Source organism: Sorangium sp. So ce185 (assembly GCF_051526825.1).
Classification (GTDB): domain Bacteria; phylum Myxococcota_A; class Polyangia; order Polyangiales; family Polyangiaceae; genus Sorangium; species Sorangium cellulosum_D.
The window spans coordinates 977,468-1,002,035 of the sequence record NZ_CP150316.1 but is presented as its reverse complement, the minus strand read 5'-3'; the positions used below and the strand labels follow the sequence as shown (position 1 = coordinate 1,002,035).

At 72.3% G+C, this 24,568-nt stretch carries 11 protein-coding genes; 5 read left to right on the top strand and 6 right to left on the bottom strand.

From position 1 onward, the window contains the following. Positions 1-175: 175 nt before the first annotated feature. From WMF26_RS03820 to WMF26_RS03810, 3 genes are all read right to left on the bottom strand, one after another. Positions 176-4,753, bottom strand: a complete 4,578-nt coding sequence (locus WMF26_RS03820) for an AAA family ATPase (RefSeq protein WP_437999177.1) — start codon at positions 4,751-4,753, stop codon at positions 176-178. Positions 4,754-4,947: 194 nt separating this feature from the next. Further along, positions 4,948-7,755, bottom strand: a complete 2,808-nt coding sequence (locus WMF26_RS03815; RefSeq protein WP_437999176.1) for a YncE family protein — start codon at positions 7,753-7,755, stop codon at positions 4,948-4,950. 344 nt (positions 7,756-8,099) lie between these two features. Then, entirely contained in the window at positions 8,100-9,587 is a 1,488-nt protein-coding gene (locus WMF26_RS03810) for a PLP-dependent aminotransferase family protein (protein WP_437999175.1), read from the bottom strand. Positions 9,588-9,651: 64 nt separating this feature from the next. Between WMF26_RS03810 and WMF26_RS03805 the strand changes: the two genes are divergently transcribed. The 5 genes from WMF26_RS03805 (at position 9,652) to WMF26_RS03785 (ending at position 17,489) form a co-directional block, all read left to right on the top strand. Continuing rightward, complete coding sequence (locus tag WMF26_RS03805; RefSeq protein ID WP_061628827.1) at positions 9,652-10,149, top strand: cupin domain-containing protein; 498 nt, start codon at positions 9,652-9,654, stop codon at positions 10,147-10,149. Further along, positions 10,146-11,039, top strand: coding sequence for a dihydrodipicolinate synthase family protein (locus WMF26_RS03800; protein WP_437999174.1), 894 nt, complete (start codon positions 10,146-10,148; stop codon positions 11,037-11,039). Before WMF26_RS03805 ends, WMF26_RS03800 begins: the two co-directional genes overlap by 4 nt. A 215-nt stretch (positions 11,040-11,254) precedes the next feature. Beyond that, positions 11,255-13,042: a thiamine pyrophosphate-requiring protein gene (locus WMF26_RS03795; RefSeq protein WP_437999173.1), complete on the top strand. Its 1,788-nt coding sequence runs from the start codon at positions 11,255-11,257 to the stop codon at positions 13,040-13,042. 2 nt (positions 13,043-13,044) lie between these two features. Then, positions 13,045-14,151: an enolase C-terminal domain-like protein gene (locus WMF26_RS03790; RefSeq protein ID WP_437999172.1), complete on the top strand. Its 1,107-nt coding sequence runs from the start codon at positions 13,045-13,047 to the stop codon at positions 14,149-14,151. An 11-nt stretch (positions 14,152-14,162) separates the two neighbouring features. Continuing rightward, positions 14,163-17,489, top strand: a complete 3,327-nt coding sequence (locus WMF26_RS03785; RefSeq protein ID WP_437999171.1) for an FAD-binding and (Fe-S)-binding domain-containing protein — start codon at positions 14,163-14,165, stop codon at positions 17,487-17,489. On the opposite strand, the gene WMF26_RS03780 is transcribed toward WMF26_RS03785, so the two are convergent. From WMF26_RS03780 to WMF26_RS03770, 3 genes are all read right to left on the bottom strand, one after another. Further along, a complete protein-coding gene (locus WMF26_RS03780; RefSeq protein WP_437999170.1) occupies positions 17,455-19,758 on the bottom strand; it encodes a glycoside hydrolase family 15 protein in 2,304 nt (767 codons plus the stop codon). The two genes, WMF26_RS03785 and WMF26_RS03780, sit on opposite strands and share 35 nt — an antisense overlap. A gap of 270 nt (positions 19,759-20,028) precedes the next feature. Further along, the gene (locus WMF26_RS03775) at positions 20,029-23,469 is read right to left on the bottom strand and encodes a GAF domain-containing protein (RefSeq protein WP_437999169.1); all 3,441 of its coding nucleotides are present in this window, start codon (positions 23,467-23,469) and stop codon (positions 20,029-20,031) included. Positions 23,470-23,543: 74 nt separating this feature from the next. Next, entirely contained in the window at positions 23,544-24,395 is an 852-nt protein-coding gene (locus WMF26_RS03770) for a lysophospholipid acyltransferase family protein (protein ID WP_437999168.1), read from the bottom strand. Positions 24,396-24,568 lie beyond the last annotated feature (173 nt).

Here is a 24,568-nt window from a genome sequence, read left to right as displayed (position 1 = left end):
GCGACGGGACCTCGTCCAACGTGGCCAGCGGCCGCCGGTCGGCCAGCACCACAATGCATCATCCGGGCCGAGCGTCATGTGCATCGAGCGCTCGCTGGCGGACGGGCGTAGCCCCTGTCGCCGCTGCCTCCTCCACGGCGGAGAAGCGGCTCTGGCCGCCAGCCGCCCCGGCGCCTCAGCGCCTCGACGCCCGCATGCAGACCTGGAGCGCCTGCCGCAGGTTCCCGAGCGTCTTGATGCGCGTGAGATCCACGCCGGCCGACACGATCGTCTGAGCCACCTCGGCCCGGAGCCCGACCACCATGCCTCGGGCGCCCAGCAGCTCGACCGCGCGGATCACCGAGATCACATGGTGCGCCGTGACCGTGTCGACGACCTCGACGCCCGTGAGATCCAGGATCGCGAACCTGCACCGCTTGCGCGTGATCGTCGTGAGCAGCACATCCATGATCTGCGCCGCGCGCTGCCCGTCGATGGCCCCGAAGATCGGCATCGTCACGACGCCGTCCCACACCTCGATGATCGGCGTCGACAGCGCCCGTATCGCGTCCTCCTGGCGCACGACGATCTCGAGCTGCTCGCGCAGCTCCTCCTCCACCCGCTTCCGCTCGCCGTTCTCGCGGGCGAGCCCCTCGTAAAGGAGCGCGTTCTCCACGGAGATGGCCGCCTGCTTCGCCACGAGATCCAGCAGCGCGAGCCGGTCCGCCTTGAACGCGCCGCTCGTGAGATCGTTCTCCAGATAAAGGATGCCCGTCAGCGCCTTCTGCCTCGTGATCGGCACGCAGCACGCCGACTTGGTCCGGCGGCGCGCGACGTACTCGTCGGTCGCGAAATGGCCGCCCTCGGACGCGTCGTCCAGGATCACGTGCTCTCCCGTCCGCTTCACGTAGCTGACGATGGACATCGGCACGCAGCCCGCGGGCAGCGAGCCCCCCGCCGCGAGGCGCTGGATCTTTACCGGCTGCTCGGCGCAGGCGCTCGCGAGCAGCGTGAACTGGCCATCCTGGACGAGGAGCAGGCGGCAGCGCTCCGCCGCCGCGTGCTCGATGACGACGCGGAGCAGGTTCGAGAGGAGCTTGTCGAGGACGATCTCGCTGGAGATAGCCTGAAGCGCCCTGACGACGGCGAGCGTGTCCAGCTGCCGGCTGCGATCGCCCGCGGCGCGCTGGGGCGCGCCGATCGCCGCCTGACGCAGCTCCGGGTACCGCGCATCGAGCCGATCGACGAGGAGCGCCGCGCCCCAGCGGGCGTAACACGACCGCGCCACGCCGAGGTAGCCGAGCCCCGCGGTCGTGGCCCCGCGGGCCATGTAAAAGCGCGCGGCGATCTCCGCGCAGAGGCCCTCGTCGTGCACGAAGCCGCCCTCCCGGGCCGCGCCGATGGCGCGCTCGTAAAGCCCCATCGCGTCGAGCGCGCGGTCCTCGATCCTGGCGATCTCGGCCTGGATCAGCGCGTGTTTGTGCGCGAAGTTCTCGGGGCAATTCTCCGCGAAGCCGCGGAGGCGCGCCTCGTGCGTCGCGAGGGCCTCGCGCCTCCTCCGCGGGTCCTCGGGATCGGCGGGGCTCGCCGCGAGGGTGAGGGCGGCATAGCAGTGATAATCCGGCACCAGGATCTGGAGCACGCTCGCCCAGTACATCTCCTGCGCCGCCGCCGCGGCCCGGGAAGCCTCGTCCAGCTCGCCGACGAGGAAGCGGGCCTGGAGCCGCGCGACATGATACCAGAGCGCCGCGAGCGGCGAGCTCCCGTCGGCGAGCCGCTCCACGAACTCCGCCTCGTCGAAGCCGTCGCCGCTGAACGTCAGCGGGCCGCTCGTCTGGCCCATCATGTTCTTGATGAAGCGCTGGAGGACGACGAGGCAGCGCTCGGCCATGGCGAAGTTCGCCGCTCGCACGGTCTCCATCCGCGCCTCGCTCGCGCGATAGAGCTCCTCCAGCGGCTCCCCTCGCGCGAGGCCGTGCGTCACCGTGCCGAGGGCGAGGAAGGCCGAGAAGATGAGGTTTCCGGACTCGACGGCCGCGCCAAGGCCCCTCCGGATGACCTCGAGGCTCACCGGCAACGGGCGGACCCAGGGCGAGATCATGACCCCGTGGAGATCCGCAGCGACGCCCAGGAAATAGATCGATCCGCGGCGCTCGGCGAAATCGTAGGCGAGCTCGCTGAAGCGAACCGCGTTCTTGTAGTCGCCGAACCGCTGCACGAGCGACATCCCGAAGCCGCCGTACGCGAGCGCCGACGCGTCCGCATTGCCGCGCGTCATGCTGAGGTGCACCATCCAGCTGGCCGTCAGGTGCGCGACGTTCTCGTCCATGAACCACGTCGCGACGTAGGTCACGGCCAGCGTGCTCATCACCGCCTGGCTCTCCGGGTCGGCCATCGGCGGCAGCTCGATCAGCGACGCGACGGGGCGATCCCCGAGCGCGCGCCACACCTTGTCGAACGCGGCCTGGACGTCGGCGTCGCTCGGGCGCTCGGGCACGCCCACGCCAAAGGCGCTCAGGCACTCGAGGATGCAAGGCATCGTGTCGGGGCTGAACCGGCTCGTGCAGATCTCGATCTTCACCCGATAAACGGGCGCCTTGTGCAGGAGCGTCTTCGCGTGCGAGAGGAGCAGGGCGCAGAGCCGCTCCGCCTCGTCGAGGTCGCCGTTCTGCTGCGCGCACTCCGCACGCTCGAGGTGCAGGGCGAAGGCGAGCTCGTGCTGCGTCTCCCAGCAATCCTCGGCGAGCATGGCAATCCCGGCGGCGAGGTAGTCCGCGGCCGGCCGGTAGGCGGCGGAAGACTTGGCCTTTCGCCCCGCGTCGAGGTTCAGCGCGGCGACCCGCGCCCGCTCCCCCCGCTCGCGGATCAGGGCCGCGCCCAGGTTCATCTGGCTGGCGACGGCGAAGACGCTCTGTCCGGGCGCCTCCGCCGAGAGAAGGAGCCGCCCGATGCGGAGGTGCTCCGCCGCGCGCATCTCCTCGGGGATCAGCGCGTAGGCCGCCTGCCTCACCCGATCGTGCACGAACGCGCACGTGCGCTGTCCGAGCGTCACGAGCTCCTCCCGGGCCGCCTCCCGGAGGTGCTCGCGGAGCGCCTCCTCCGGCCCCCCGGCGAGCAGCGCCAGCGTCGCGATCTCGAGCTCGTCGCCAATGCACGCGCCGAGCCGCAGCGCTGCCCTCGCCTCGTTCGACAGCCGCTCGAGCGCGCTCTCCGACAGGTCCGCGGCGCCGCCGAGCTGCCCCTCTGCGTCGATCTCGGCGAGATCCCACCGCCACGCGCCCTCGCCGCCGTCGAACCGCACGAGCCCGCGCTTGTGCAGCGCGGTGAGCGCCTGCGCCGAGAGGAACGGGTTGCCGCCCGACGCGAGGTGCACGCGCTCGGCGAGGGGCTCGGCGGCCTCCGGATCGCAGGAGAGCGTGGCCGCCACCAGCGCGCGCACGTCGACGGCGGTGAGCGGCCCCAGGGGGACGCGGCGCACCGACGCGCCCGCGGCGGTCAGCTCCTCCACGATCGCCGTCAGGGGATGCGAGCGGCCGACCTCGCCGTCGCGGTAGGCGCCGAGGATGAGCAGGGGGCGCGACGGCGCCGGATCGAGCAGGCGCCGCAGCAGCCGGAGGCTGGCGGCGTCCGCCCACTGCAGGTCGTCCAGGAACAGGACGAACGGGTGATCGGGGGCGGCGAAGACGCCGACGAACTGCTGGAACGTCCTGACGAAGCGGTTCTCCGCCTCGCTCATCGGCAGCCGCTCCACGGGCGGCTGTGGCCCGAGGATGAGCTCGACCCGCGGGATGACGTCGATGATGAGCTGACCGTGTCGGCCGAGCGCCTCGAGCAAGCGCGCCCTCCACGCGTCGAGGCGAGCCTCGCTCTCGGTCAGGAGGCGGCGGACGAGCTCTCCGAACGCCTGCGTGAACGTGGAATACGGGATACCCCGCTTGTACTGGTCGAACTTGCCGGAAGCGAACGCCCCGTGGGCCCTCACGACGTGGTGGAGCAGCTCGCGCACGAGCGATGATTTGCCGATCCCCGAGGGGCCGGTGACCAGCGCGAGCGCCGGCGTTCCCGTCGAGACGACGTGCTCGAACGCGCCTGTCAGCGCGGCGATCTCGCGATCACGCCCGAGGAGGGTCCTCGGGATCTGGAACCGATCCGGCGTGTCGCGCGCGCCGAGCGCGAACGGCGCGACGTCGCCCGCCTCGCGCAGGGCGGCGGCGCACCGCTCGAGATCGTGCGCGAGCCCGCGCGCCGTCCTGTAACGCTCGTCGGGCATCTTGGCCAGGAGCTTCAAGACGATCTCGGACACGAGAGGCGGTGTCGCCGGCGCCACCTCCGTGAGCGGGCGTGGCCGCCGGGCGACGTGGCAATGGGTCCACTCGAGCAGGTCGTTGGCCTGAAAAGGCGGCGCGCCCGAGATCATCTCGTAGAAGAGGGCCCCCAGCGAATACAGGTCGGCGCGGTGATCGATCGGCCGGTTGATCCGCCCGGTGATCTCGGGCGATATGTACGGAAATAGCTCCGGCTGGGCGAGCACGTAGGCCACGAGCTGCTCTCGCTCGGGAGCGCCGGCCGGAGGGGCGGCGATGCGGAGCGGGTCGCCGCCCTCCCCGACGAGCAGGCTGCGAGGCGACAGCCGTCCATGGATCGAGCCGTCCTTGTGCAGCTCCGCGAGCGACAGGGACAGGCGCACCGCCGCGGCGAGGAAGCGCGGCATGTCCATCGGTGCGGCCAGCAAGGTGCCGGCAGGGGGGGCTTGCGAGTCCAGGAACGGCTGCATGGCGCGACTCTCCAGATGAGCCTGCCTTCTATCGCAGGACGGCCGTCGGTGGCCACGCTTACGTCACGGACGTGGTCGATCTCCGTCGCATCGAGGTATGCGCAGCGACTCAGGAGATGGGCCGGAGCCTCCGGCGGCGCGGGTGATGGGCCGGTAGGCGGCGACAGGCGACGATGTGCGCGTCCCCGCGCGGGTCAGGGCGTGTCCGAGGGATCGGCGGGATCGCTGCCGGCGTCTTCTTCGTCGCCGTCGAGGAAGCCGTCGAGATCGCGGTCGATCCCGGCGCGCTCTCCGGAGCCGGGCGGCATGCAGGTATACGTCAGCTCCCGGCCGGTCACGACGGCCAGATACCGGAGCAGCGGTTCGCTGAGCGGCGGGGCGGCGCTGCGATTGGCGGAGAAGTAGCCGCCGCCCAGGTAATGATAGCCGAGCGATCGGCCGAGCAGGGTTGTCCTCGCGACGAGGTCGCACTCGCCGGCGTCGGCGCGCGAGCGCAGCAGGTGGATGCGCGGCGCCGCGACGAGCGCGTTGTGGCGGGTCAGCGTGATCTGCTGGCCCACGATGGGCGCCATGTTGGTCGGGAACGCGAGGATGAGCGACTCGAGCCCGCGGCGGAGCGCGTCGCCCTCCGGCGTGACCGGGATACCGGTCGGGTTCTCGGCGAACGGCGTCACGAACTCATCCGAGAAATCCGAGACCCGGAGGAACCTGAAGATCGTATCGAACGTCCCGTCGTGGATGTAGCCGAACCCCCGCACCTGGTCTCCCATGAACGGGAACTCGTCGAAGGTGTTCGAGAGCGGGAGCTCCGCGCCGAACATCCCCACCTTCTGGTAAGCGTTGCGCAGGTGCGGGATTTTGAGCACCATCGGCTGGAACTCGAAGGTCGTGAACGCCGTCGTGCCGAAGAACCCCGGGGCGTCGGACTCCGGGTTTGCGGCGGGGTCGACGGCGTGGCAGTCGCCGCACCGCTCGGTGATGTCGACGACGACGTTGTTGAAGAAATCCTCGGCTTGCTGCTGGGCGGGGGTCAGCGAGTTGTCGAGGTTCCGGACGGGGTTCGGCGGGTAGGTCACCTTGAGGATGAAATCGGTGAAGGCCTCCATGTCGGCCTCCGGGATGAGCTCGTGCCGCCCGAGCAGGTCCGTGAAGGAGGGCCGGAACTTCTTGAAGGCCGCGCGCTCGTCGAACGTGCCGGTGTCGGGCTGCGCGGAGGGCGCGTCGGGGGTGCCGCCCGTCCGATCGCCGCGCCAGTGCATGGGCCCGTGGTTGGCCATGCCGCGCAGGCTCTGCGTCGTCATCGGGCCCTTCATGGGGTGGAAGTCGGTCGGCATCGGCTCGCCGGTGAAGAAATTCGTGATGTTCCCGAACGGACCCGGGTTCGGCTCCACCGGGGCGTCCGGATTGCCGAGGTCCCACGCCAGGCTGTCGAAATCGCCGAAGATATGGCAGCTCGCGCACGACGAGTCGCCGTGGCTCGAGGAGAACGCCGCGTCGTAGAGGAAACGCCGGCCGTTCACGATGGCGGGCGGCTCGGGGGTGAACATCGTGACGTGCGCCACCTCCTTGCGCTTCTTGGTGTCGAGGATCGAGATGCCGTTGTCGAACCGCGTCATCACGTAGAGCTGGCGCCGCGCGTGGTCGAGCACGAGCCCCGTCGGGCCGCCGCCGCTCACCGGGATGTGGCTCTTCGCGTCGGGGACGAACGTGTCGTCCTCCAGCTCTTCCGTGCTGAAGACGCCGACCTTGCTCGAGCCCAGCGCCGCCACATAGAGCGTCTCGCCGTCGGGGGAGACGGCCATGCCCGTGGGCTGGGCGAGGCTCTTCTTGCTCTCCGCGTTGGGCGCCGGCGCGCAGCAGCTCGCGTAGTCGATGTGCTTGTTCAGGTGCCGCGGCGCGACCGAGCCGCCCCCGAGGACGGTGATCCGGCTCTCGTGGAGGTGCCCGCGCAGGCTGCTGCCGGCGAAGATGCCGGGCCCCTCGAAGCGCTGCAGGTTGAGCGCCTCGGTGTTCGAGACGTAGACCTTCCCGTTCACGGGGTTCACCGCCATGTTGAACAGGATGGTGCCGACGCCGGTGAAGAAGCCGGCGGGGCCGCTGACCTGCTTTGGCGGGCTCGCCATCGCGTCGATCGCGAACACGTCCTTGTCGGGCAGCGAGAGCTTGATGACGTCGTCCCAGTCGCGCCCGGCCTCGTCCTTCCAGTGCGCGCCGTCGTGCTGGACGATGAGGGAGACCTCCGGCGCCTGGAAGCCTTGCGCGTTGGTCGCCGGGCCGAGCGTCCCGCCGGGCCCGAAGCCGTCGGGGATGACCTGCTCGTTGACGACGGTCGTCCGGTTGCCTGAATGGAAGCCCGCCGCGTAGACGCGCTTGCCGTCCGGCGTCGCGACGAGCGCCCTCGGGGTGTCGGTGAACAGGGTGACGATGGTGAGCGGGTCGCCGCCGAGCGACGCGCCGAGGTGGTTCGCGTCGAAGACCCACACGTCGGCGCGGCCGATGCCGGGCGTCGTGAGCTGCGGGTCGAAGGGGACGTTCTGGCCGCGATGCGCCGTGGTGATGAAGGCGCGGCGCCGCCCCGGCCCCGCAAAGACGATATCGCGCGGCTCGTCGCCGACGAGCAGCGTGCGCACCACGCGCCCGCCGGTGCCCCCGGGGTCGAGCTCGACGACGCTCACGCTATCGGAGAGGTGATTGACGACCCACACCTCGTCGTTGGTCCGGGCGGCGACCGCGACCGGCTCGACGCCCACCGGGATCGACGCGCGATGGGAGAGGCCGCCCTGGTGGGCCCGGAAGACCTCGAGGCGGCCGTCTGGCGTGTTGAGCGCGAGGAGCAAGTTGCCGTCGGGCGACATGGCGAGGGGGCGGACCTGGCCGCTCTCGAAGAGGGTGTACGACGGCGCGCCGCGCGCGAGATCGCTCGTCGCGAGCGTGCCCAGGGAAGCGGCCGCAGCGACGGCGAGGCGCGCATGGAAGCGCGCGAGCTTGACATTCGATTGCATGATTTCTCCCTCCCGTTCGTGGGATCCGGGGTGATGGCGGACGACGCTTTCAGGCTAACAGCATTTTCGAATCAATGGCTATCCCTGATCACGACCGACGCGCGCGGGCGGCCGACGCCGCGCGGCGAAGGGGGTCGAGTCGAGGGCGCGGAGCGCCACGGCATTGGCGCGGATCGCTGTGCGTGCGTGTCGGGAAGGAGTGCGGCGTGTGGGGGAGAATGGATCTCGCCCTGCATGCGCCTCAGCCCCGTCGCAGGTGGGCGGTCGCCGGCGTCGCTCCGCCGGCCAGGAGCTGCGATTGCATGAGGTCTAGATGGAGCGCGCCGCGCGCGCCCGCGCGCGGCTCATCGGCGCTTCGCGCCGGCGTCGGGCTTGAGGCACGCCTCCAGCGTGTCGCAGATCGCCGACAGCTCCTCGGTGGTGTGCGCCGCGAAGCCGAAGCGAAACGCGGGCAACGACCCGTCGGCGACGTGCGCAGACCCCGGCGTGAGGGTCAGGTCGCGCGCGTGCGCGCGTCGGGCCAGCTCTTCCGAGGTCACGCCGCGAAGGCGCAGCCAGAGCGCCAGCCCCCCGCCGGGCGGATCGCACGCGAGCGCGGCGCAGAGGGGCGGCCGCGACGCGAGCTGCTCCAGCAGGTGGTCACGGCGCTCGCGGTAGAGCTGCCGGGCGCGCCGCGCGTGGCGCTGGACCTCGCCGTCCTCGATGAGCTCCGCCACGGCGCGCTCGAGGACGACGTCTCCCTGACGATCGAGCAGCTCACGGACCGAGCTCAATCGCGCGACCACGGACTTGTCCGCGATGATGTATCCGAGCCGCAGGGCGGGGGCGATGAGCTTCGACAGCGAAGCGATGTAGACGCAGCGCGACGAGAGGTCCTTGGTCGCGGAGAGGGGCAAGAGCGGCGCGCCCTCGAAGTGGTACTCGTAGTCGTAGTCGTCCTCCACGATGTAGAGATGGTAAGTCTCGCAGATTCGCCGCAGGTGCATCCGGCGCTCCGCGGACATCGCCACGGTCGTGGGGTACTGGTGGTGCGGTGTCACGTACACGGCCTTGAGGCGCCCCTTGAGCCGCTTGGCGTGCGCCTCCAGCTCGTCCGTGCGGAGGCCCTCGGCGTCGACGGGCACATGGACGACCTCGGCCCGGGCGAGCCGGAAGGCGCGCCACGCCGGCGCGTAGCCGGGGTGCTCGACGGCGACGACCTCCCCGGGCTCCAGCATCGCCAGCGCGAACAGGCTCAGCGCGCCCTGGCTGCCGCGCGTCAGGACGACCTCCTCCGAGGAGCACGAGAGGCCGCGAGCGTGGTTGACGAAGCCCGCAAGGACATCCCTGAGCACGGGATCGCCCGCGGCGTCGCCGTAGCCGAGGCCCGTCCGGGTCAGCGCTCGGAGGGCGCGCCGCTGGGCGCGGGCGAGCTGGTCCACGGGCGCGATGCGGGCGTCCGGGACTCCGTCGCTCACCGCGATCACGGCGGCGCGCCGCTGGGCGGGCGCCGCCCCGACGGAGCGGCGGCCCTCGGCGTCGGCGACGGCGAGCGTCGGCAGGTTGAGCGCCACCCGGGTGCCGCGGGCGGGGAGCGCCTCGAGCCACCCTTGGGCCACCAGCTCGCCCACGGCGGCGACGACGACCTTCCTGTTGACCTTGAGCTGGGCCGCGAGCGTCCGGCTGCCCGGGAGCGTCGCCCCGGGCAGGAGCCGCCCGCGCTGAATCTCCTGGACGATCGCGCGGCTCAGCTGGGTTTGGCGCGGCACGGACGCGCCGCCGTCGAGCGCCAGGTCGAAGCGCCAGGGCCGACCAGCTGGACCCGTCGATATGTTGGTTCTGGAGCCTCCCATGGGTCCAGCATCGCGCTATTCCTGCTCCTGCGCAAGGCGCTCTTCGCGCCGACAAGGAGCAGATATGGGCGAACGGTTCCATTCAGCAGACTTCGACAAGACGCCGCCGCGGCCCCGCGTGGTGATGCCCGAGAGGCTCGCGCACCCCGCGGTCGAGTCGGACGGGCATCGCGACGCCTACTCGAGGGCGAGGAAGCACCCGGTCTTCTTCGTGGATCTCCCGTCACACGCGATCAGCGTGACCATCGGCTGGCTCGAGCCGGGGCAATCCTCGAATCGGCACCGGCATACCTACGAGACCATCCTCTACGTCCTTGAGGGAGAGGGTTACTCGTACGTGGGCGGGAAGCGCGTCGACTGGAAGCAGGGGGACGCGATCTACGTCCCGGTGTGGGCCTGGCACAACCACGTCAACACCGGAGAGGGGCGGGCGCGCTACCTCGCCTGCGAGAACGCGCCGGCGCTGCAGAACATGGGCGGGGTCGCGCTGCGCGAGGAGGTGCCAGGCCGGGCCGACCTGCTCTTCGACAAGCACCACGAGGCGGAAGGAGGCGCGCGATGACATCCCCTCTCCGTGGGATCGTCGCTTACCCCATCACGCCGTTCACCGAGGCCGGGCGCGTCGATGAGCAGCTCCTCGGGCGCATCGTCGACGACATGCTCGCCGCGGGCGTGCACGCGATCGCGCCGCTGGGCAGCACCGGGGTGCTGCCGTACCTCTCGGACGAGGAGCGCGAGGCCGTCACCGATCTCGTCGTCAAACGGGTGGCCGGCCGGGCGCCTACCCTTGTCGGCGTGTCGAGCCTCACCACCGAGCGGACCGTGCGCCACGCGAAGTACGCGGAGCGGGCGGGCGCCACCGCGGTGATGATCATCCCGATGAGCTACTGGAAGCTCTCGGACAAGGAGATCGTGGCGCACTTCGAGGCCGTCGCGAAGGCCGTATCCATCCCCATCGCCGTGTACAACAACCCGGCGACGGGCGGCATCGACCTGAGCCCCGACACCATCGCGCGGCTGCTGCGCATCCCGAACGTCACGATGGTGAAGGAGAGCACCGGGGACGTGAACCGGATGCATCGGCTCGTGCAGCTCTGCGGCGACCAGGTGGCCTTCTACAACGGTAGCAATCCGCTCGCGCTCGCCGCGTTCGTGGCCGGGGCCCGCGGCTGGTGCACGGCGGCCCCGCACGTGATCCCGCGCCTCACCGTCGAGCTCTACGACGCGGTGACGCGCGGCGACCTCGACGCCGCCCGGAGATGCTTTTACCGCCAGCTGCCTTTCCTTCAGTTCATCGTCGCGCACGGCCTGCCGCGCGCCATCTCGGCGGCCCTCGAGCTGATGGGCACTCGGGTCGGGCCGCTCCGGGCCCCGCTGCAGCCGCTCGAGAAAGAGCGGGTCGAGGAGCTCCGACGGATCCTGGTCGATCTCGCCGTGCTCCCGGCCGCGTGACGCGCTCTCCGCGTCGGCGCCGCGCGCCGGGGCGCGGCGCGCGGGCCCCTCCGCGGCGCGCGCGCTGCACGCGCGCGGCCGCTCGGCGGCGCCGCACGCGCAGCGCCCGTCCGCACGCGCAGCCGCGGCACGCAGCGCGCAGCGCGGCGAGGCGGCACGGAGTTCGCACGCCTCGCAGGGTCGAGCTCACGTTCCGGGCTCGAGGGGGAAGACTCATGGCGCAGACCGTCGGCGAGTTCCTGCTGAGGCGCCTCGTCGCGTGGGGTGTCCGGCGCGTGTACGCCTACCCAGGCGACGGCATCAACGGCATCGTGGGCGCGTTCCACCGCGTTCCGGACCTGCGGTTCATCCAGGTGCGGCACGAGGAGATGGGCGCGTTCATGGCGTGCGCTCACGCGAAGTTCGCCGGCGAGGTGGGCGTCTGCCTGGCGACCTCGGGGCCGGGCGCGATCCACCTCCTGAACGGGCTCTACGACGCGAAGCTGGACCACCAGCCGGTCGTGGCCATCGTCGGCCAGCAGGACCGCGCCGCGCTCGGCGGGCACTACCAGCAGGAGGTCGATCTCGTCTCGCTCTTCAAGGACGTCGCGCACGAATACGTGCAGATGGCGTCCTCGCCCGCGCAGATCCGGCACCTCATCGACCGCGCGATGCGCATCGCGCGGGCGGAGCGCACCGTCACGTGCGTCATCGTCCCGAAGGACGTCCAGGAGATGGACGCCGTGGAGGAGCCCCCGCACAAGCACGGCACCGTGCACACCGGCCTCGGCTACAGCTCGCCGCGCGTGCTGCCGAAGGAGGAGGATCTGCGGCGCGCGGCCGACGTGCTCAACGCCGGCAAGCGCGTCGCCATGCTCATCGGCCAGGGCGCCCTCGGGGCCGCGCCGGAGGTCGCGCGCGTCGCCGAGATCCTCGGGTGCGGCGTGGCCAAGGCGCTGCTCGGCAAGGCGGCGCTCCCCGACGACCTGCCCTGGGTCACCGGCGCGATCGGCCTGCTCGGCACCAAGCCGAGCTGGGAGATGATGGCGAATTGCGACACCCTCTTCATGGTCGGCTCGAGCTTCCCCTACCCGGAGTTCCTGCCGGAGGAGGGCCAGGCGCGCGGCGTCCAGATCGACATCGACGGCCGGATGCTCGGCCTGCGCTACCCGATGGAGGTCAACCTGATCGGCGACAGCGCCGAGACGCTGCGGGCGCTCATCCCCTACCTCAAGCTCAAGACCGACCGCTCGTGGCGGCGCCGGCTCGAGGAGAGCGTCGCCGACTGGTGGAAGGTGCTCGAGGCGCGGGCGATGAACGACGCCAATCCGCTGAACCCACAGCGCGTCTACTGGGAGCTGTCGCCCAGGCTGCCCGACCGGTGCATCCTGACCGCCGACTCCGGCTCGTCGGCCAACTGGTACGCGCGCGACATCAAGATCCGGGAGGGCATGATGGCCTCGCTCTCGGGGACGCTGGCGACGATGGGGCCCGGGATGCCGTATGCGGTCGCGGCCAAGTTCGCCTACCCCGACCGCCCGGTCGTCGCGCTGGTCGGCGACGGCGCGATGCAGATGAACGGCATCAACACGCTCATCACCGTCGCGAAGTACTGGCGCGAGTGGAAGGACCCGCGCCTCGTCGTGCTGGTGCTCAACAACCGCGACCTCAACCAGGTCACCTGGGAGCTCCGCGTGATGAGCGGCGACCCCAAGCTCGAGGCGTCCCAGGCGCTGCCGGACTTCCCGTACGCGGCCTACGCCGAGGCGCTCGGGCTCTCGGGCGTGCGGATCGACCGCCCGGACCAGGTCGCGCGCACCTGGGACGAGGCGTTCCGGGTCGACCGGCCGGTGGTGGTCGAGGCGGTCACCGACCCGGAGGTCCCGCCGCTGCCGCCGCACATCACGGTGAAGCAGGCGAGGATGCTCACGACGGCGCTGCTGCGGGGCGACCCGGGCGCGCGCGGGATCATCCGCCAGGCGTACCGGGACATGATCGAGAGCTGGATCCCGCACCGGGGGTGATCATGGCCGGCGAGAGGCACCCCGCGTCGGCCCCGGTCGAGCGGGTCGAGGTGGCCGCGTACACCATCCCGACCGACCGGCCGGAGTCCGACGGCACGCTCGAGTGGCGCGAGACGACGCTGGTCGTCGTGCACGCGTCCGCCGGCGGCGAGCGCGGGCTCGGCTACACCTATGCCGACGTCGCGGCGGCGCGGCTCGTGGCCGACAAGCTCGCCGGCGTCGTGCGCGGGCGCGACGCGATGGCGGTGCCGGGCGCGTGGGCCGCGATGGTGCGCAGCATCCGCAACCTCGGCCGGCCCGGGATCGCGCAGATGGCCATCGCCGCCGTCGACGCGGCGCTCTGGGACCTGAAGGCCCGCCTGCTCGCGCTGCCGCTCGCGACGCTGCTCGGCGTGGCGCGCGACCGCGTGCCGATCTACGGCAGCGGCGGGTTCACCTCGTACACCGAGGTCGAGCTCGCCGAGCAGCTCGGCGGCTGGGTCGCCGCGGGCATCCCGCGCGTGAAGATGAAGGTGGGGCGCGACCCCGCGGCCGACCTCGCGCGCGTGCGCGCGGCGCGCCGCGCCGTCGGCCCGGACGCCGCGCTGTTCGTCGACGCGAACGGCGCCTACGCGCGCAAGCAGGCGCTCGCCTTCGCCGAGCGGTACGCCGGCGAGGGCGTCCGCTGGTTCGAGGAGCCCGTGAGCTCGGACGATCTCGACGGGCTGCGGCTCCTGCGCGACCGGGCGCCCGCCGGCATGGACGTCGCGGCGGGCGAGTACGGCTACGACCTCGTCTATTTCCGCCGCATGCTCGACGCCGGCGCCGTGGACGTCCTGCAGGCGGACGCGAGCCGCTGCGGGATCACCGGCTTCCTCGCCGCGGCGGCGCTGTGCGAGGCGCGCTCGCTCGACCTGTCGGGCCACTGCGCGCCGTCGTTGCACCTGCACCCGGCGTGCGCGGTCCAGCGGCTCGCGCACCTCGAGTTCTTTCACGATCACGCCCGCATCGAGCGGATGCTCTTCGAGGGCGCGGCGGCGCCCGCGGGCGGCGCGCTCGCGCCGGATCTGGGGCGCCCCGGGATGGGGCTGTCGCTCCGGCGCGCCGACGCCGAGCGCTTCGCGGTGTGAAGGGGGGAATCATGCAGCACATCGAGCAGCAGGGGGAGCGCGCGGCGGCGGAGGACAGGCCCTCCGAGCCCGTCCAGCGCGAGATCGACCGCGGCGTGATCCGCCTGCCCGGCGAGCGGCGCGTGCGGCTCGCGCCCGCGGCCGGGCCCGAGGTGGAGGCGCTCGCCGACGAGCTCTCGCGCGCGGTCGAGGGCGAGGTCCGCTTCACCGCGGGCGACCGCGCGCTCTACGCGACCGACGGGTCGAACTACCGGCAGCTGCCCATCGGCGTCGTCGTGCCGCGCCACAAGGACGACGTGATCGCCGCCGTGGCCGCGTGCCGCCGCCACGGCGCGCCCATCCTCGCGCGCGGGGGCGGCACGAGCCTCGCCGGGCAGACGTGCAACGTCGCCGTCGTCCTCGATTTCTCGAAGTACATGCGCGGCGTCCTCTCGCTCGACGGGGCGAGCAAGCGCGCCCGGGTGCTGCCGGGCACCGTGCTCGACACCCTGCGCGACGCCGCGAACGAGCTCGACCTCACGTTCGCGCCGGATCCCTCGACCCACGAGTACTGCACGCTCGGCGGGATGATCGGCAACAACTCCTGCGGCACGCACTCGGTCCTCGGCGGGCGCACCGCCGACAACGTGCACGAGCTCGAGGTGCTGACCTACGACGGCCTGCGGCTGCGCGTGGGGCCGACGAGCGAGGAGGAGCTCGACGCCATCGTCCGCGAGGGGGGCCGGCGCGGTCGGCTGTACGCCGAGCTGCGGGCCATCCGCGACCGGTACGCGGATCTCATCCGCGCCCGCTACCCGCGCATCCCGCGCCGCGTGTCCGGCTACAACCTCGACGAGCTGCTGCCGGAGAACGGCTTCCACGTGGCGCGCGCCCTGGTCGGCACCGAGGGGACGTGCGTCACCGTGCTCGAGGCCACCCTGCGCCTCGTCGACTGGCCCAGGTTCCGCACGCTCCTCGTGCTCGGCTACCCGGACGTGTTCTCCGCGGGCGATCACGTCCCCGAGGTGATGCGCCTCGGGCCGATCGCGCTCGAGGGGATCGACGACCGGCTCATCGAGGACATGCACAAGAAGGGGCTCCACGAGCGTTACCTGCGCTATCTCCCGGAGGGCCGCGGCTTCTTGCTCGTCGAGTTCGGGGGCGGCAGCCGGGAGGAGGCCGACGCGCGGGCGCTCGACACCATGAGCGCCCTCGCGCGCGGGCCGAACCCGCCGACGATGAAGCTGTACGACGACCCCGAGCAGGAGCGCGCGCTCTGGGACGTGCGCAGATCCGGGCTCGGGGCGACCTCGCGCGTCCCGGGGGAGCCCGACACGTGGCCCGGCTGGGAGGACTCGGCCGTGCACCCGGACAACCTGGGCGGCTACCTGCGCGACCTGCGCGCGCTCTTCGATCGCCACGGCTATCAGCCCGCGCTCTACGGCCACTTCGGGCAGGCGTGCGTGCACTGTCGCGTGGACTTCGACGTGGTCACGGCCGAGGGCATCCGCAATTGGAAGCGCTTCCTCGACGAGGCGACCGACCTCGTGGTCCGCTACGGCGGCTCGTTCTCCGGCGAGCACGGCGACGGCCAGGCGCGCGCGCAGTACTTGCCGAAGATGTACGGCGAGGAGCTCATCGAGGCGTTCCGGCGCTTCAAGGCCGCCTGGGACCCGGACTTTCGCATGAACCCGGGCAAGGTCGTCGACCCGTACCGCGTCGACGAGAACCTCCGCCTCGGCGCCGGCTTCCGCTCCGCCGCCGTGGAGACGCACTTCCGCTTCCCGGACGACGACGGCGACTTCACGCGCGCAACCCTGCGCTGCGTGGGCGTCGGCAGGTGTCGCCGCCACGACGGCGGCACGATGTGCCCGAGCTACAGGGTGACGCACGAGGAGGAGCACACGACGCGCGGGCGGGCGCGCCTGCTCTTCGAGATGCTGGAGGGGAGCGAGCTCCGCGGCTTCCGCGACCGCGAGGTGCGCGAGTCGCTCGACCTGTGCCTCGCCTGCAAAGGGTGCAAGGGCGAGTGCCCGGTCCACGTCGATATGGCCACCTACAAGGCGGAGTTCCTGTCGCACCACTACGCGGGTCGGCTGCGGCCGCGCGCCGCATATGCGATGGGGCTCATCCACTGGTGGGCGCGCCTCGCGCAGCGCGCGCCGGGGCTCGCGAACCTCGTGACGCAGACGCCGGCCCTCGCCGCGATCGCCAAGAAGCTCGCCGGCATCGCGCCCGAGCGGAGCATCCCGCCGTTCGCGCGGACGTCGTTCCGGCAGTGGTTCCACGGCCGACCGCGGCGCAACGCCGGCGCGCCCCAGGTGCTGCTGTGGCCGGACACGTTCAACGATCACTTCTTCCCGGACACGGCGATCGCCGCGACCGAGGTGCTCGAGTGGGCGGGCTACGAGGTGATCATCCCGGAACAGGAGCTCTGCTGCGGCCGGCCGCTCTACGATTTCGGCTTCCTCACGACGGCCCGTCGCCTGCTGCGCGACGTGATGAGCGCGCTGCGCGACCCGATCGAGCGCGGCGTGCCGGTGGTCGGCCTCGAGCCGAGCTGCGTCTCGGTCTTCCACGACGAGCTCAACGGGCTCTTCCCCGACGACCCGGTGGCGTCGAAGCTCCGGCAGCAGACGCACATGTTCGGCGACTTCCTGAAGGGGGCGGCGGACGGCGATCCCGGCCGGCTCGTGCTCGGCCCGCGCGGGCGCGAGCTGCCGAGGCTCGACCGGCGGGCCGTGGTGCACGGCCACTGCCACCACAAGGCGATCCTGGGCATGGACGGCGAGCGCGACGTGCTCCGCGGCATGGGGCTCGACGCCGAGATCCTCGACTCGGGCTGCTGCGGGATGGCGGGCGCCTTCGGGTTCGAGGAAGGCGACAAGTACGACGTCTCGATCCGGTGCGGCGAGCGCGCGCTGCTGCCCGCGGTCCGGTCGGCGCCGAAGGACGCGCTCGTCGTGGCCGACGGCTTCAGCTGCCGCGAGCAGATCCAGCAGACGACCGACCGGAGGGCGCTGCACCTGGCCGAGGTCGTGCGCATGGCGACGCTGCACGGCCCCGAGGGGCCGGCGGGCGATTACCCCGAGCGCGCCTACCTGCCCGGGCCCGAGGAGGTGTACGTGATGCCGCGCGCGAAGGCGGCGGCGCTCGCGGCGGCGCCGGCGGGCGTGGCGGCGCTCCTCTGGGCGGGCAGTCAGCGTCTCGCGCGGCTCGCGGCGGAGCGGCGGCGGCAGCGGCGCGGCCGGTGGCTCCAGGCGGCGGGCGCGGCCGCCGTGGCGCTCGCCGCGGTGGGGCTGCTCGGGCGGAGGAAGCCGGGGCTCATCGCCGTCGGGCGCCCGTGCGCCCTCCGGTGACGCGGATCGGCAGGCGGAAGAGCCTCCCGTCCTCGTGCTCGCGCAGGGCCGTGACGAACTCGGCGTGCGCCCACCCGAGGGGCGCCGCCGCGCCGGTCGGCTGGCCGGCGCGAGGCCCGCGATCGAAGACCTGCTCCGGCAGCATCTGGGTCGCGCTCGCGAAGCGCGCCATCGCGTCGAGGTAGGGCCGCATCCGCTTCCGCGCCGCCGCCGAGGAGCCGGACGCCTCGAGCGCCCGCGCGAGCTCGTACTCGGCCCTCTCGCCCGTGAGGATCGGCCACAACATGCCTCGCGTCCGCTCTCCCGTGCGCGGATCGAAGCCATACGCATCGCCGACGTAGCGGCGGAACCCTGGGCCGAGCCCCGGGATATCGACGCGCAGCGCGGCGTCGCAGGCCGCCACCGAATCGACGATGTCCGCCGCGAGCGCCGGGCGCACGCCGAGCGCGACGAGCCTGAGGAAGCCGCAATCGACGACGTCGCGCTCCAGCCAGAAGCGCCCTCGCAAGACGTAGCCTCGATCGTCGTTCGGATCCCTCGGCGCGTCCGGGCCACCGGCCCCGTCGACGCGCTCGTAATACCGCCCCTTGCCGATGCTCCCTCGGGTCGTGAACGTCCAGCCGTCGACCTGCCTGGCCCACCGCTCGGCGGTCTCTCTGTATCGGATCTGACGGTCGGGGTGGCCCGTCGCGCCGGCGATCTCCGCCGCGTGGACGAGGGCGGCGCAGAGGAAGGCCAGGGTCGACGGCGAGATGCCCGACACCTCCTCCCATCGATCGAGCGGGGTCCAGGGACCGAAGGCCACGAGGAAGTCGGCGGCGCGGCGCACGAGGTCCCAGCATGCGTCGGCCGCGACGAGCTGCTCTTGATGGACGTGATAACAGAGGTCGATCGGCTGCGCGACCTGATCGAGCTCAAGGCCTTTCCAGTACGGCGCTCCGTCGGACCAGGTGTTCTGGTAAAATGACCCCTCCTTCGATACATGGAGTGATCCGAAATCCCAGGCGCCGTCGGACGCGGAGAGCTGGATACCGCTCAAAAACCGCGTCGCCGCGAGGGGGGAGCGCGCGTCGCCGGCGGCGAGCAACGCGAGCGCGATCTGGACGAGATCGCGCGGCCACACGAGGTGATAACCGCCCGTGATCCTGTCCGAGGTCCGCGGCGAGATCGCGCTCGCCCGGTCGAGCGTGACGTCGCCCCAGGGCACGGACGGCGACGCGATGAAGGCCCCTGGATGCGCCCGGTCCTCCAGGGACTTCATGACCGCCACGGAGCTGCGGTAAAGGCGCGCGAGGCCGGGCGAAGCGCTCCCGAGCGGGCGGAGGGACGCCTGATAGGCGCGCCACTGGGCGCGGTACCTGTCGAGGAGGGCGCCGGGCCCCGCGCGGAGCGACGCCCGGGCGGCGCGGTAGGCCTCGTCGATGTCGCGCCCGAACCCGAGCGCCAGCGTGAGCTCGGTGGCCCCGGGGGAGAGCGGGAGCTCCAGCTCCCCGGTGAGCACGACGTCCCCGTCCCGCGCGTCGCGGTAATGCGCGGTCAGCGTGCGATGCTCCGTCAGGTCCCGATAGCCATCGCTCGCGGTCCCTGAAAAGCCGGCCGTGGCGTCGCGCCATGGGACGGAGGCCACGAGGGCCTGCGCAAAGGGGCCTTGCCAGGCGAACAACCCGGCGCCCGGCGCATCTCCGGTGCTCGCCATGGCGCTGTCGCCGAGCGGCGTGTTCCCCGCGCCGGGGTTGTGAAGGACGAAGAACCTGAGCCCCCGGACCTTCCGGGTGATCTTCAGCCGCTGAAGGACCACGTCGCGATCGGGATCGGCGAAGATCGTCTTTTCGATCCTGAACCTGCCGCCCGGGTCTTCCGAGATCACCCGGAAGGCCGGTACGCCCTCCTCGATCCAGGAGATGCTCCGCCGCGCGTCTCGCCGCTCCTCGAAGAGGCCTCGACCGCCGCCCGTGACCAGGAGCTGGCTGTCCCGTGTTTGCGGGGTGTCGTTCGTCGGCCAGTACACCTCGGTCAGGACGCCGCTCGCTCCCGTGAACCACACGTTGCTAATCGGGGCCGTATCGGAGCGCGCCGAGACCTTCAGGTCATCATCGTAGCTCTCGTACGCGGCGCCGAAGAGATCCTTGGAGCCGTGAGACCAGCTCCCGGAGGACGAGGACCCGGGCGCCGCGCCGGTGGGCGCCGCGGCCCTCGCCGCGGCGGAGAGCGGGAGCGAGGCGCCCAGGATTGCCGCGAGCGCCGTTTTTCCGAGGATCCGCATAGGCATGCTCCGCGCCGCGACCATTGCACAGGCCGTCGGCTGCGAGGTGTGCAACGCATGGTCCATGGCCCGGGCGCGACGGCGCGGCGCGCTGGGCATGGGTCGCCCGTCCCCTCAGCGAGCGAGGTCGCGTCACCACCGGCGCCGGTCCCGCGGCGCCCGCCGAGCAGATCGAGCACAGCGAGGCGCGGCTCGCGCGCGACCTGGGGGTGACGCGGCGTCGCTCCCGGGGAGCCCGCCCTTCCGCTCAGCAGCCGCGGGCCTGGACTCCCCGGGTCACTCGTCTCGTGACCACGGCAGGAGCCCGGTCGCCAGGCTCTTCACCGCCGCCGCCAGCTCGATCGGCTCGATCGGCTTGGGCACGTGCATCTGGTAGCCGGCCGCGAGCGCCCGCACCCGGTCCTCGGTCCGCGCGTACGGCGTCAGCGCCAGCGCCGGCGTCCGCCCCACCTTGCGCGGCAGGAGGTCGCGCACCTTCCGGATCAGCGAGTACCCGTCTTCGCCCGGCATCCCGATGTCGACGACGAGCAGCGCCGGCTCCGACGTCTCCAGCAGCTTGAGCGCCTCGGCGCTCGACGTCGCCGTGCTGACCTCGGCCCCGCAGCGCCGCAGCACCGACGTCAGCATCGCGAGCGTGTCGGGATCGTCGTCCGCGATGAGCACGCGCACGCCCGAGAGCCGCGGGAACGGGTTGCGCGGGTCGGGCGCGATGCCGGCGCTCGTCAGCGCCGTCGCCGTGGCGCCCGTCGACAGCGGCAGCTGCACCGTGCACGTCGTCCCGCGCCCGGGGCCGGCGCTCGTGATGCGCACCGTGCCGCCGTGCAGCCCCACGACGTGCCGCACGATCGACAGCCCCAGGCCGAGGCCGCCGTGGCGGCGCGCGCCGCTGTTGTCCTCCTGCCGGAACCGCTCGAAGACGTGCGGCAGCGAGTCCGCCGAGATGCCCTCCCCGTCGTCGCTCACCCTGATCTCGGCGTTGCGCTCGTCCTGCGAGAGCTGCACCTGGACCAGCCCCCCGGGCCGCGCGAACTTCACCGCGTTCGACAGGAGGTGCCACACGACCTGCTGGAGCCGCGCCGGATCGCCCTCCACGAACACGCCCTCGGGGTCGAGCCTGGTCTCGATCGCCACGCCCTTGCCGGCGGCCGAGGGGAGGATCGACTCGACCGCCGTCTGCACCGGCAGCGTCAGCTCCACCGCGAGCCGCTCGATCTTCAGCGTGCCCGTCACGACCTGCGACGCGTCGAGCAGCTCGTCGATGAGCGTCACCTGGTGCTCGGCATTGCGCTCGATCGCCGACAGGGCCCGCGTCTCCGCCACCCGATCGAGCGAGCCCGCTTGCATCATCCGCGCCCAGCCGAGGATCGCGTTGAGCGGCGTGCGCAGCTCGTGCGACACCGTCCCGAGGAACTCGTCCTTCAGCCGGTTCGCGTCCTGCACCTCGCGGTACAGCCGCGCGTTGTCGAGCGCGAGCGCGGCGCGGTGCGCGACCTCCTCGGCGAAGGCGACGTCGGACCGCTCGAAGAACCGGCCGGACTCCGACGACACGAGCGAGATCGCGCCGAGGATCCGCCCGCGCGCCCGGAGCGCCACCACGAGGTACGAGAGCGGCGCGAGCGCCCGGTTCGCCGCCGCCTCCTCGCTCGTCATCGCGTCGTGCAGCAGCACGTCCCCGCGCACGTCGGCGTAGAGCTCCGACCGGCCCGTGCGCAGCACGCGCGCCACCGGGCCCGGCTCGCCGTCGACGCGGCTCGGGTGGAAGTACCGGAGGAGCGGCTCCTTCAGCGGGCTCACGTGCGCGACCGCGACGTGGCGCAGGCCGAGGCCGTCGTCGATGTCCACCAGGCAGAAATCGGCGAGCACCGGGAGGGCGAGCCGCGCGAGCGACTGGAGCGTGGCCGTGAAGTCGAGCGACGCGGCGAGCGCCGTGCTGAGCTCCGCCAGGAAGGCGAAGCGCCGCGCCGCCTCCTCGGCCTCGGCGCGCGCCGCCTGCACCCGGATGAGCCGCGCGCGCTCCTCCTCGGACCGCTTCCGATCGGTGATGTCGCGGTGGATGCCGACCAGGAACAGCGGGCGGCCCTCCTGGTCGTGCACCGCGTACGCCGTCACCTCGATCGGCACCTCGGAGCCGTCGCGCCGCACGCACGGGACCTCGCCGACGAAGGTGCGCGCGTCCTCGATCTGCTGGAGGATCCTCCGCGTGGTCTCGTCGCGGACGTCGTCGCGGTGCAGGAGCGCCATGCTCTTGCCGACGATCTCCTCGGAGAGGTAGCCGAAGATCGACTCGGCCTCGCCCATCCAGTACCGGATGTTGCCCTCGACGTCGGTCACGAGGATCGCCTCGGGCATCTGCTTGAGCACCTCGTGCGAGAGGTGCATCGCCTCCTCCGTCTGCAGCGCGGAGAGGCGCGCCCGCTCGAGCGCCTGCGCGCTCTGCTGGACCAGCGCGAGCATGAACGCCCGGTCGTCCTCGGAGAACGACTGCGGCGCCGAGAAGCCGAAGCCCACGGCGCCGAGCACGCGCCCCTCGAGGAAGAGCGGGATCGCGGCGTACGCGCGCTCGCCCGTGGCGGCGCAGCAGGACACGAAGCCCGGCTCGAACTCGACGAAGCGCTCGTCCGACTCGAGGAAGATCGGCTGCCGCTCGCGGACCGCCCGCGCGAGCGGCAGCTCCGCGCTCAGCTCGAACGTCTTGAAGCGCGCGATCTGCGCCTCCAGGTACCCCGTCGAGCGCACCGTCTCGAGCTCGCCGCCGAGCCCGGCGCGCAGCGCCACCATGCCCGTCACCGCGCCGGCGGCCGCGACGACGTCGCTCGCGAGCACGCGGAGCACCGCGGGCGGCGTGATCGCGTCGGACAGCGCGGCCGTGACCGCGAAGAGCCAGGCGGCGCGGTCCGCGCTCCGCTCCGCGGACTGGCGCGCCTCCTCGGCCTTCCGGTAGAGGTAGGCGTTGTCGAGCGCCAGCGCCACGCGGTGCGCGAGCTCTGCCGCGAGCACGAGGTCGTCCGCGGAGTAGATGCGGTTCGACTCGGAGACGCCGAACGAGAGCACGCCGAGCTTGCGGCCGCGCGCGATGAGCGGCACCGCCATGGCCGAGCGCGTGCCGAGCTGCTCCAGCGCGGCGGCGCGCTCGGCGGCCTCCTCGCCCCGCTCGCCGTCGAGCTCGTGCAGGAGCTCGGACTCGCCGCTGTGCAGCACCTTGGCGATGCCGAGGCGCTCCTCGGCGTCGGGCGAGATCGCGCGGAGGAGCCCCTCGCGCTCGGGGTTCACGTGCTTGGCCGCGACCCGGCAGAACCGGTTCTTCGGCGCGCCCGCCTGCCCCGCGCGCCCTTCGCCCGCCGCCTCGGCCGCGGCGCGCTGGCGGCGCTGCGCGTAGATCCCCGGCGCGGGCGTGACGTCGAGCGCGCTCACCCCCGGCGCGAACGGCGGCCCGTCGGCCTCGGAGACCGGCGACGGCGGCGGCGGCGGCACGGAGCTGACCAGGCCCATCGCGTCGGCGGCGCCGCGCTCGATCAGATCGACCGTGCACCAGTCCGCGAGGAAGGGGACCGACAGACGCGCGAGACGCTCCAGGATCGTGTGCGGATCTAGCGATCCGGTGAGCTGCTCGCTCGCGTCCGCCAGGAACATCAGCTCATTATGGATCGCCCCGCCGCGGGGCTGCTTGAGGACCTGCCACGCCATGGCGGTCTCGGTGGGGTGGCCTTCACGCTCCATGATGGTCGCCGGCGGCCCGCATCGTAGCGAGGGCCGATCGCAGAAGCCAGCGGCGCAGGACCGGGGCCAGGCGCCTATACGTCGGCGCCGAGCCGCGCGCGGGCGCGGTGGACGAGCGCCTGGACGGCCCGATGCGACTCGTCGCGGACCGCGCCGACGTCCTGGCCTGCCGTGGCGATGGGCGCGCCGACCTCGATCGCCGCGGGGATACGTCGCGTACGGCTTACCCGGGCCATGTGCGCCGCGAACGACTCGTCGGCGTAGGACGATTCCGCGCCGCCGTACGCGAGCCCGACAGGGACGATCTCGGCGCCGACGCGGCAGGCCGCGGTGAAGCCGCCCGCGCGGAACGGCCGCACCTCATCCCCGGCGAACGTGGTCCCCTCGGGGTAAACCATCACACCACGGCCGCTCTTGAGCGCGGTGCACATCGCATGCACGACCGCGGAGCCGCTGCGCTTGCTCGATCGGTCGACGAAGAGCGTTCCGACGCGGCGCGCCGCCATGCCGATGACCGGCCAGCCGGCGAGGTCGGCGCGGCTCACGACGGTCGCCTCGAAGAACGCGAGCGTGACCATGATGTCGAGCGCGGAGCGGTGGTTCATCACGAAAAGCCGCCCGATTCCCCGCGGATCGCGCCCGGGGTAGTACGCCCCGCTCGCCACGGCCGGGTCGGCCGCGCCGCCGGCGGGGCCGCGCGTGGGCTCCGCCTGGACGAGACCCCCGGCGCGCACGTCGAGGCCGTACAACTTCAGGAGCGCGCGCCCGTAACGGCGCATCCATGTATGGAGGACCACCTCGCGATCGGCGTCGCTGGAGAGCGCGGTGTCGATCTCCAGCAGGCCGTACATGCCGAAGGTGAGGCCGACGAAGCCGGCGGTGCGGAGCGGAAAGCGGAGGGCGTCGAGGGGAAGAGCGCTGACCATGGTTCGGGTGTCCTGGTCGTCGGGCGGTTCAGGTGGCGCGGCGATCCTTGGCGCGGAGCTGCACGGAGAGGAAGCCTCGGCGCGACCGGGCGCCGCAGGCGACCGCATACGGGATGCAGATGACCGCGGCGAGACCGCCGCTCGCCAAGTTCGTGGCGAGCGCCCGGCGGGAC

Excerpts from the sequence above, each read along its gene's own strand:
- WMF26_RS03820 (WP_437999177.1), bottom strand. The coding sequence starts at position 4,753 with ATGCAGCCGTTCCTGGACTCGCAAGCCCCCCCTGCCGGCACCTTGCTG.
- WMF26_RS03815 (WP_437999176.1), bottom strand. The coding sequence starts at position 7,755 with ATGCAATCGAATGTCAAGCTCGCGCGCTTCCATGCGCGCCTCGCCGTC.
- WMF26_RS03810 (WP_437999175.1), bottom strand. The coding sequence starts at position 9,587 with ATGGGAGGCTCCAGAACCAACATATCGACGGGTCCAGCTGGTCGGCCC.
- WMF26_RS03805 (WP_061628827.1), top strand. The coding sequence starts at position 9,652 with ATGGGCGAACGGTTCCATTCAGCAGACTTCGACAAGACGCCGCCGCGG.
- WMF26_RS03800 (WP_437999174.1), top strand. The coding sequence starts at position 10,146 with ATGACATCCCCTCTCCGTGGGATCGTCGCTTACCCCATCACGCCGTTC.
- WMF26_RS03795 (WP_437999173.1), top strand. The coding sequence starts at position 11,255 with ATGGCGCAGACCGTCGGCGAGTTCCTGCTGAGGCGCCTCGTCGCGTGG.
- WMF26_RS03790 (WP_437999172.1), top strand. The coding sequence starts at position 13,045 with ATGGCCGGCGAGAGGCACCCCGCGTCGGCCCCGGTCGAGCGGGTCGAG.
- WMF26_RS03785 (WP_437999171.1), top strand. The coding sequence starts at position 14,163 with ATGCAGCACATCGAGCAGCAGGGGGAGCGCGCGGCGGCGGAGGACAGG.
- WMF26_RS03780 (WP_437999170.1), bottom strand. The coding sequence starts at position 19,758 with ATGCCTATGCGGATCCTCGGAAAAACGGCGCTCGCGGCAATCCTGGGC.
- WMF26_RS03775 (WP_437999169.1), bottom strand. The coding sequence starts at position 23,469 with ATGGAGCGTGAAGGCCACCCCACCGAGACCGCCATGGCGTGGCAGGTC.
- WMF26_RS03770 (WP_437999168.1), bottom strand. The coding sequence starts at position 24,395 with ATGGTCAGCGCTCTTCCCCTCGACGCCCTCCGCTTTCCGCTCCGCACC.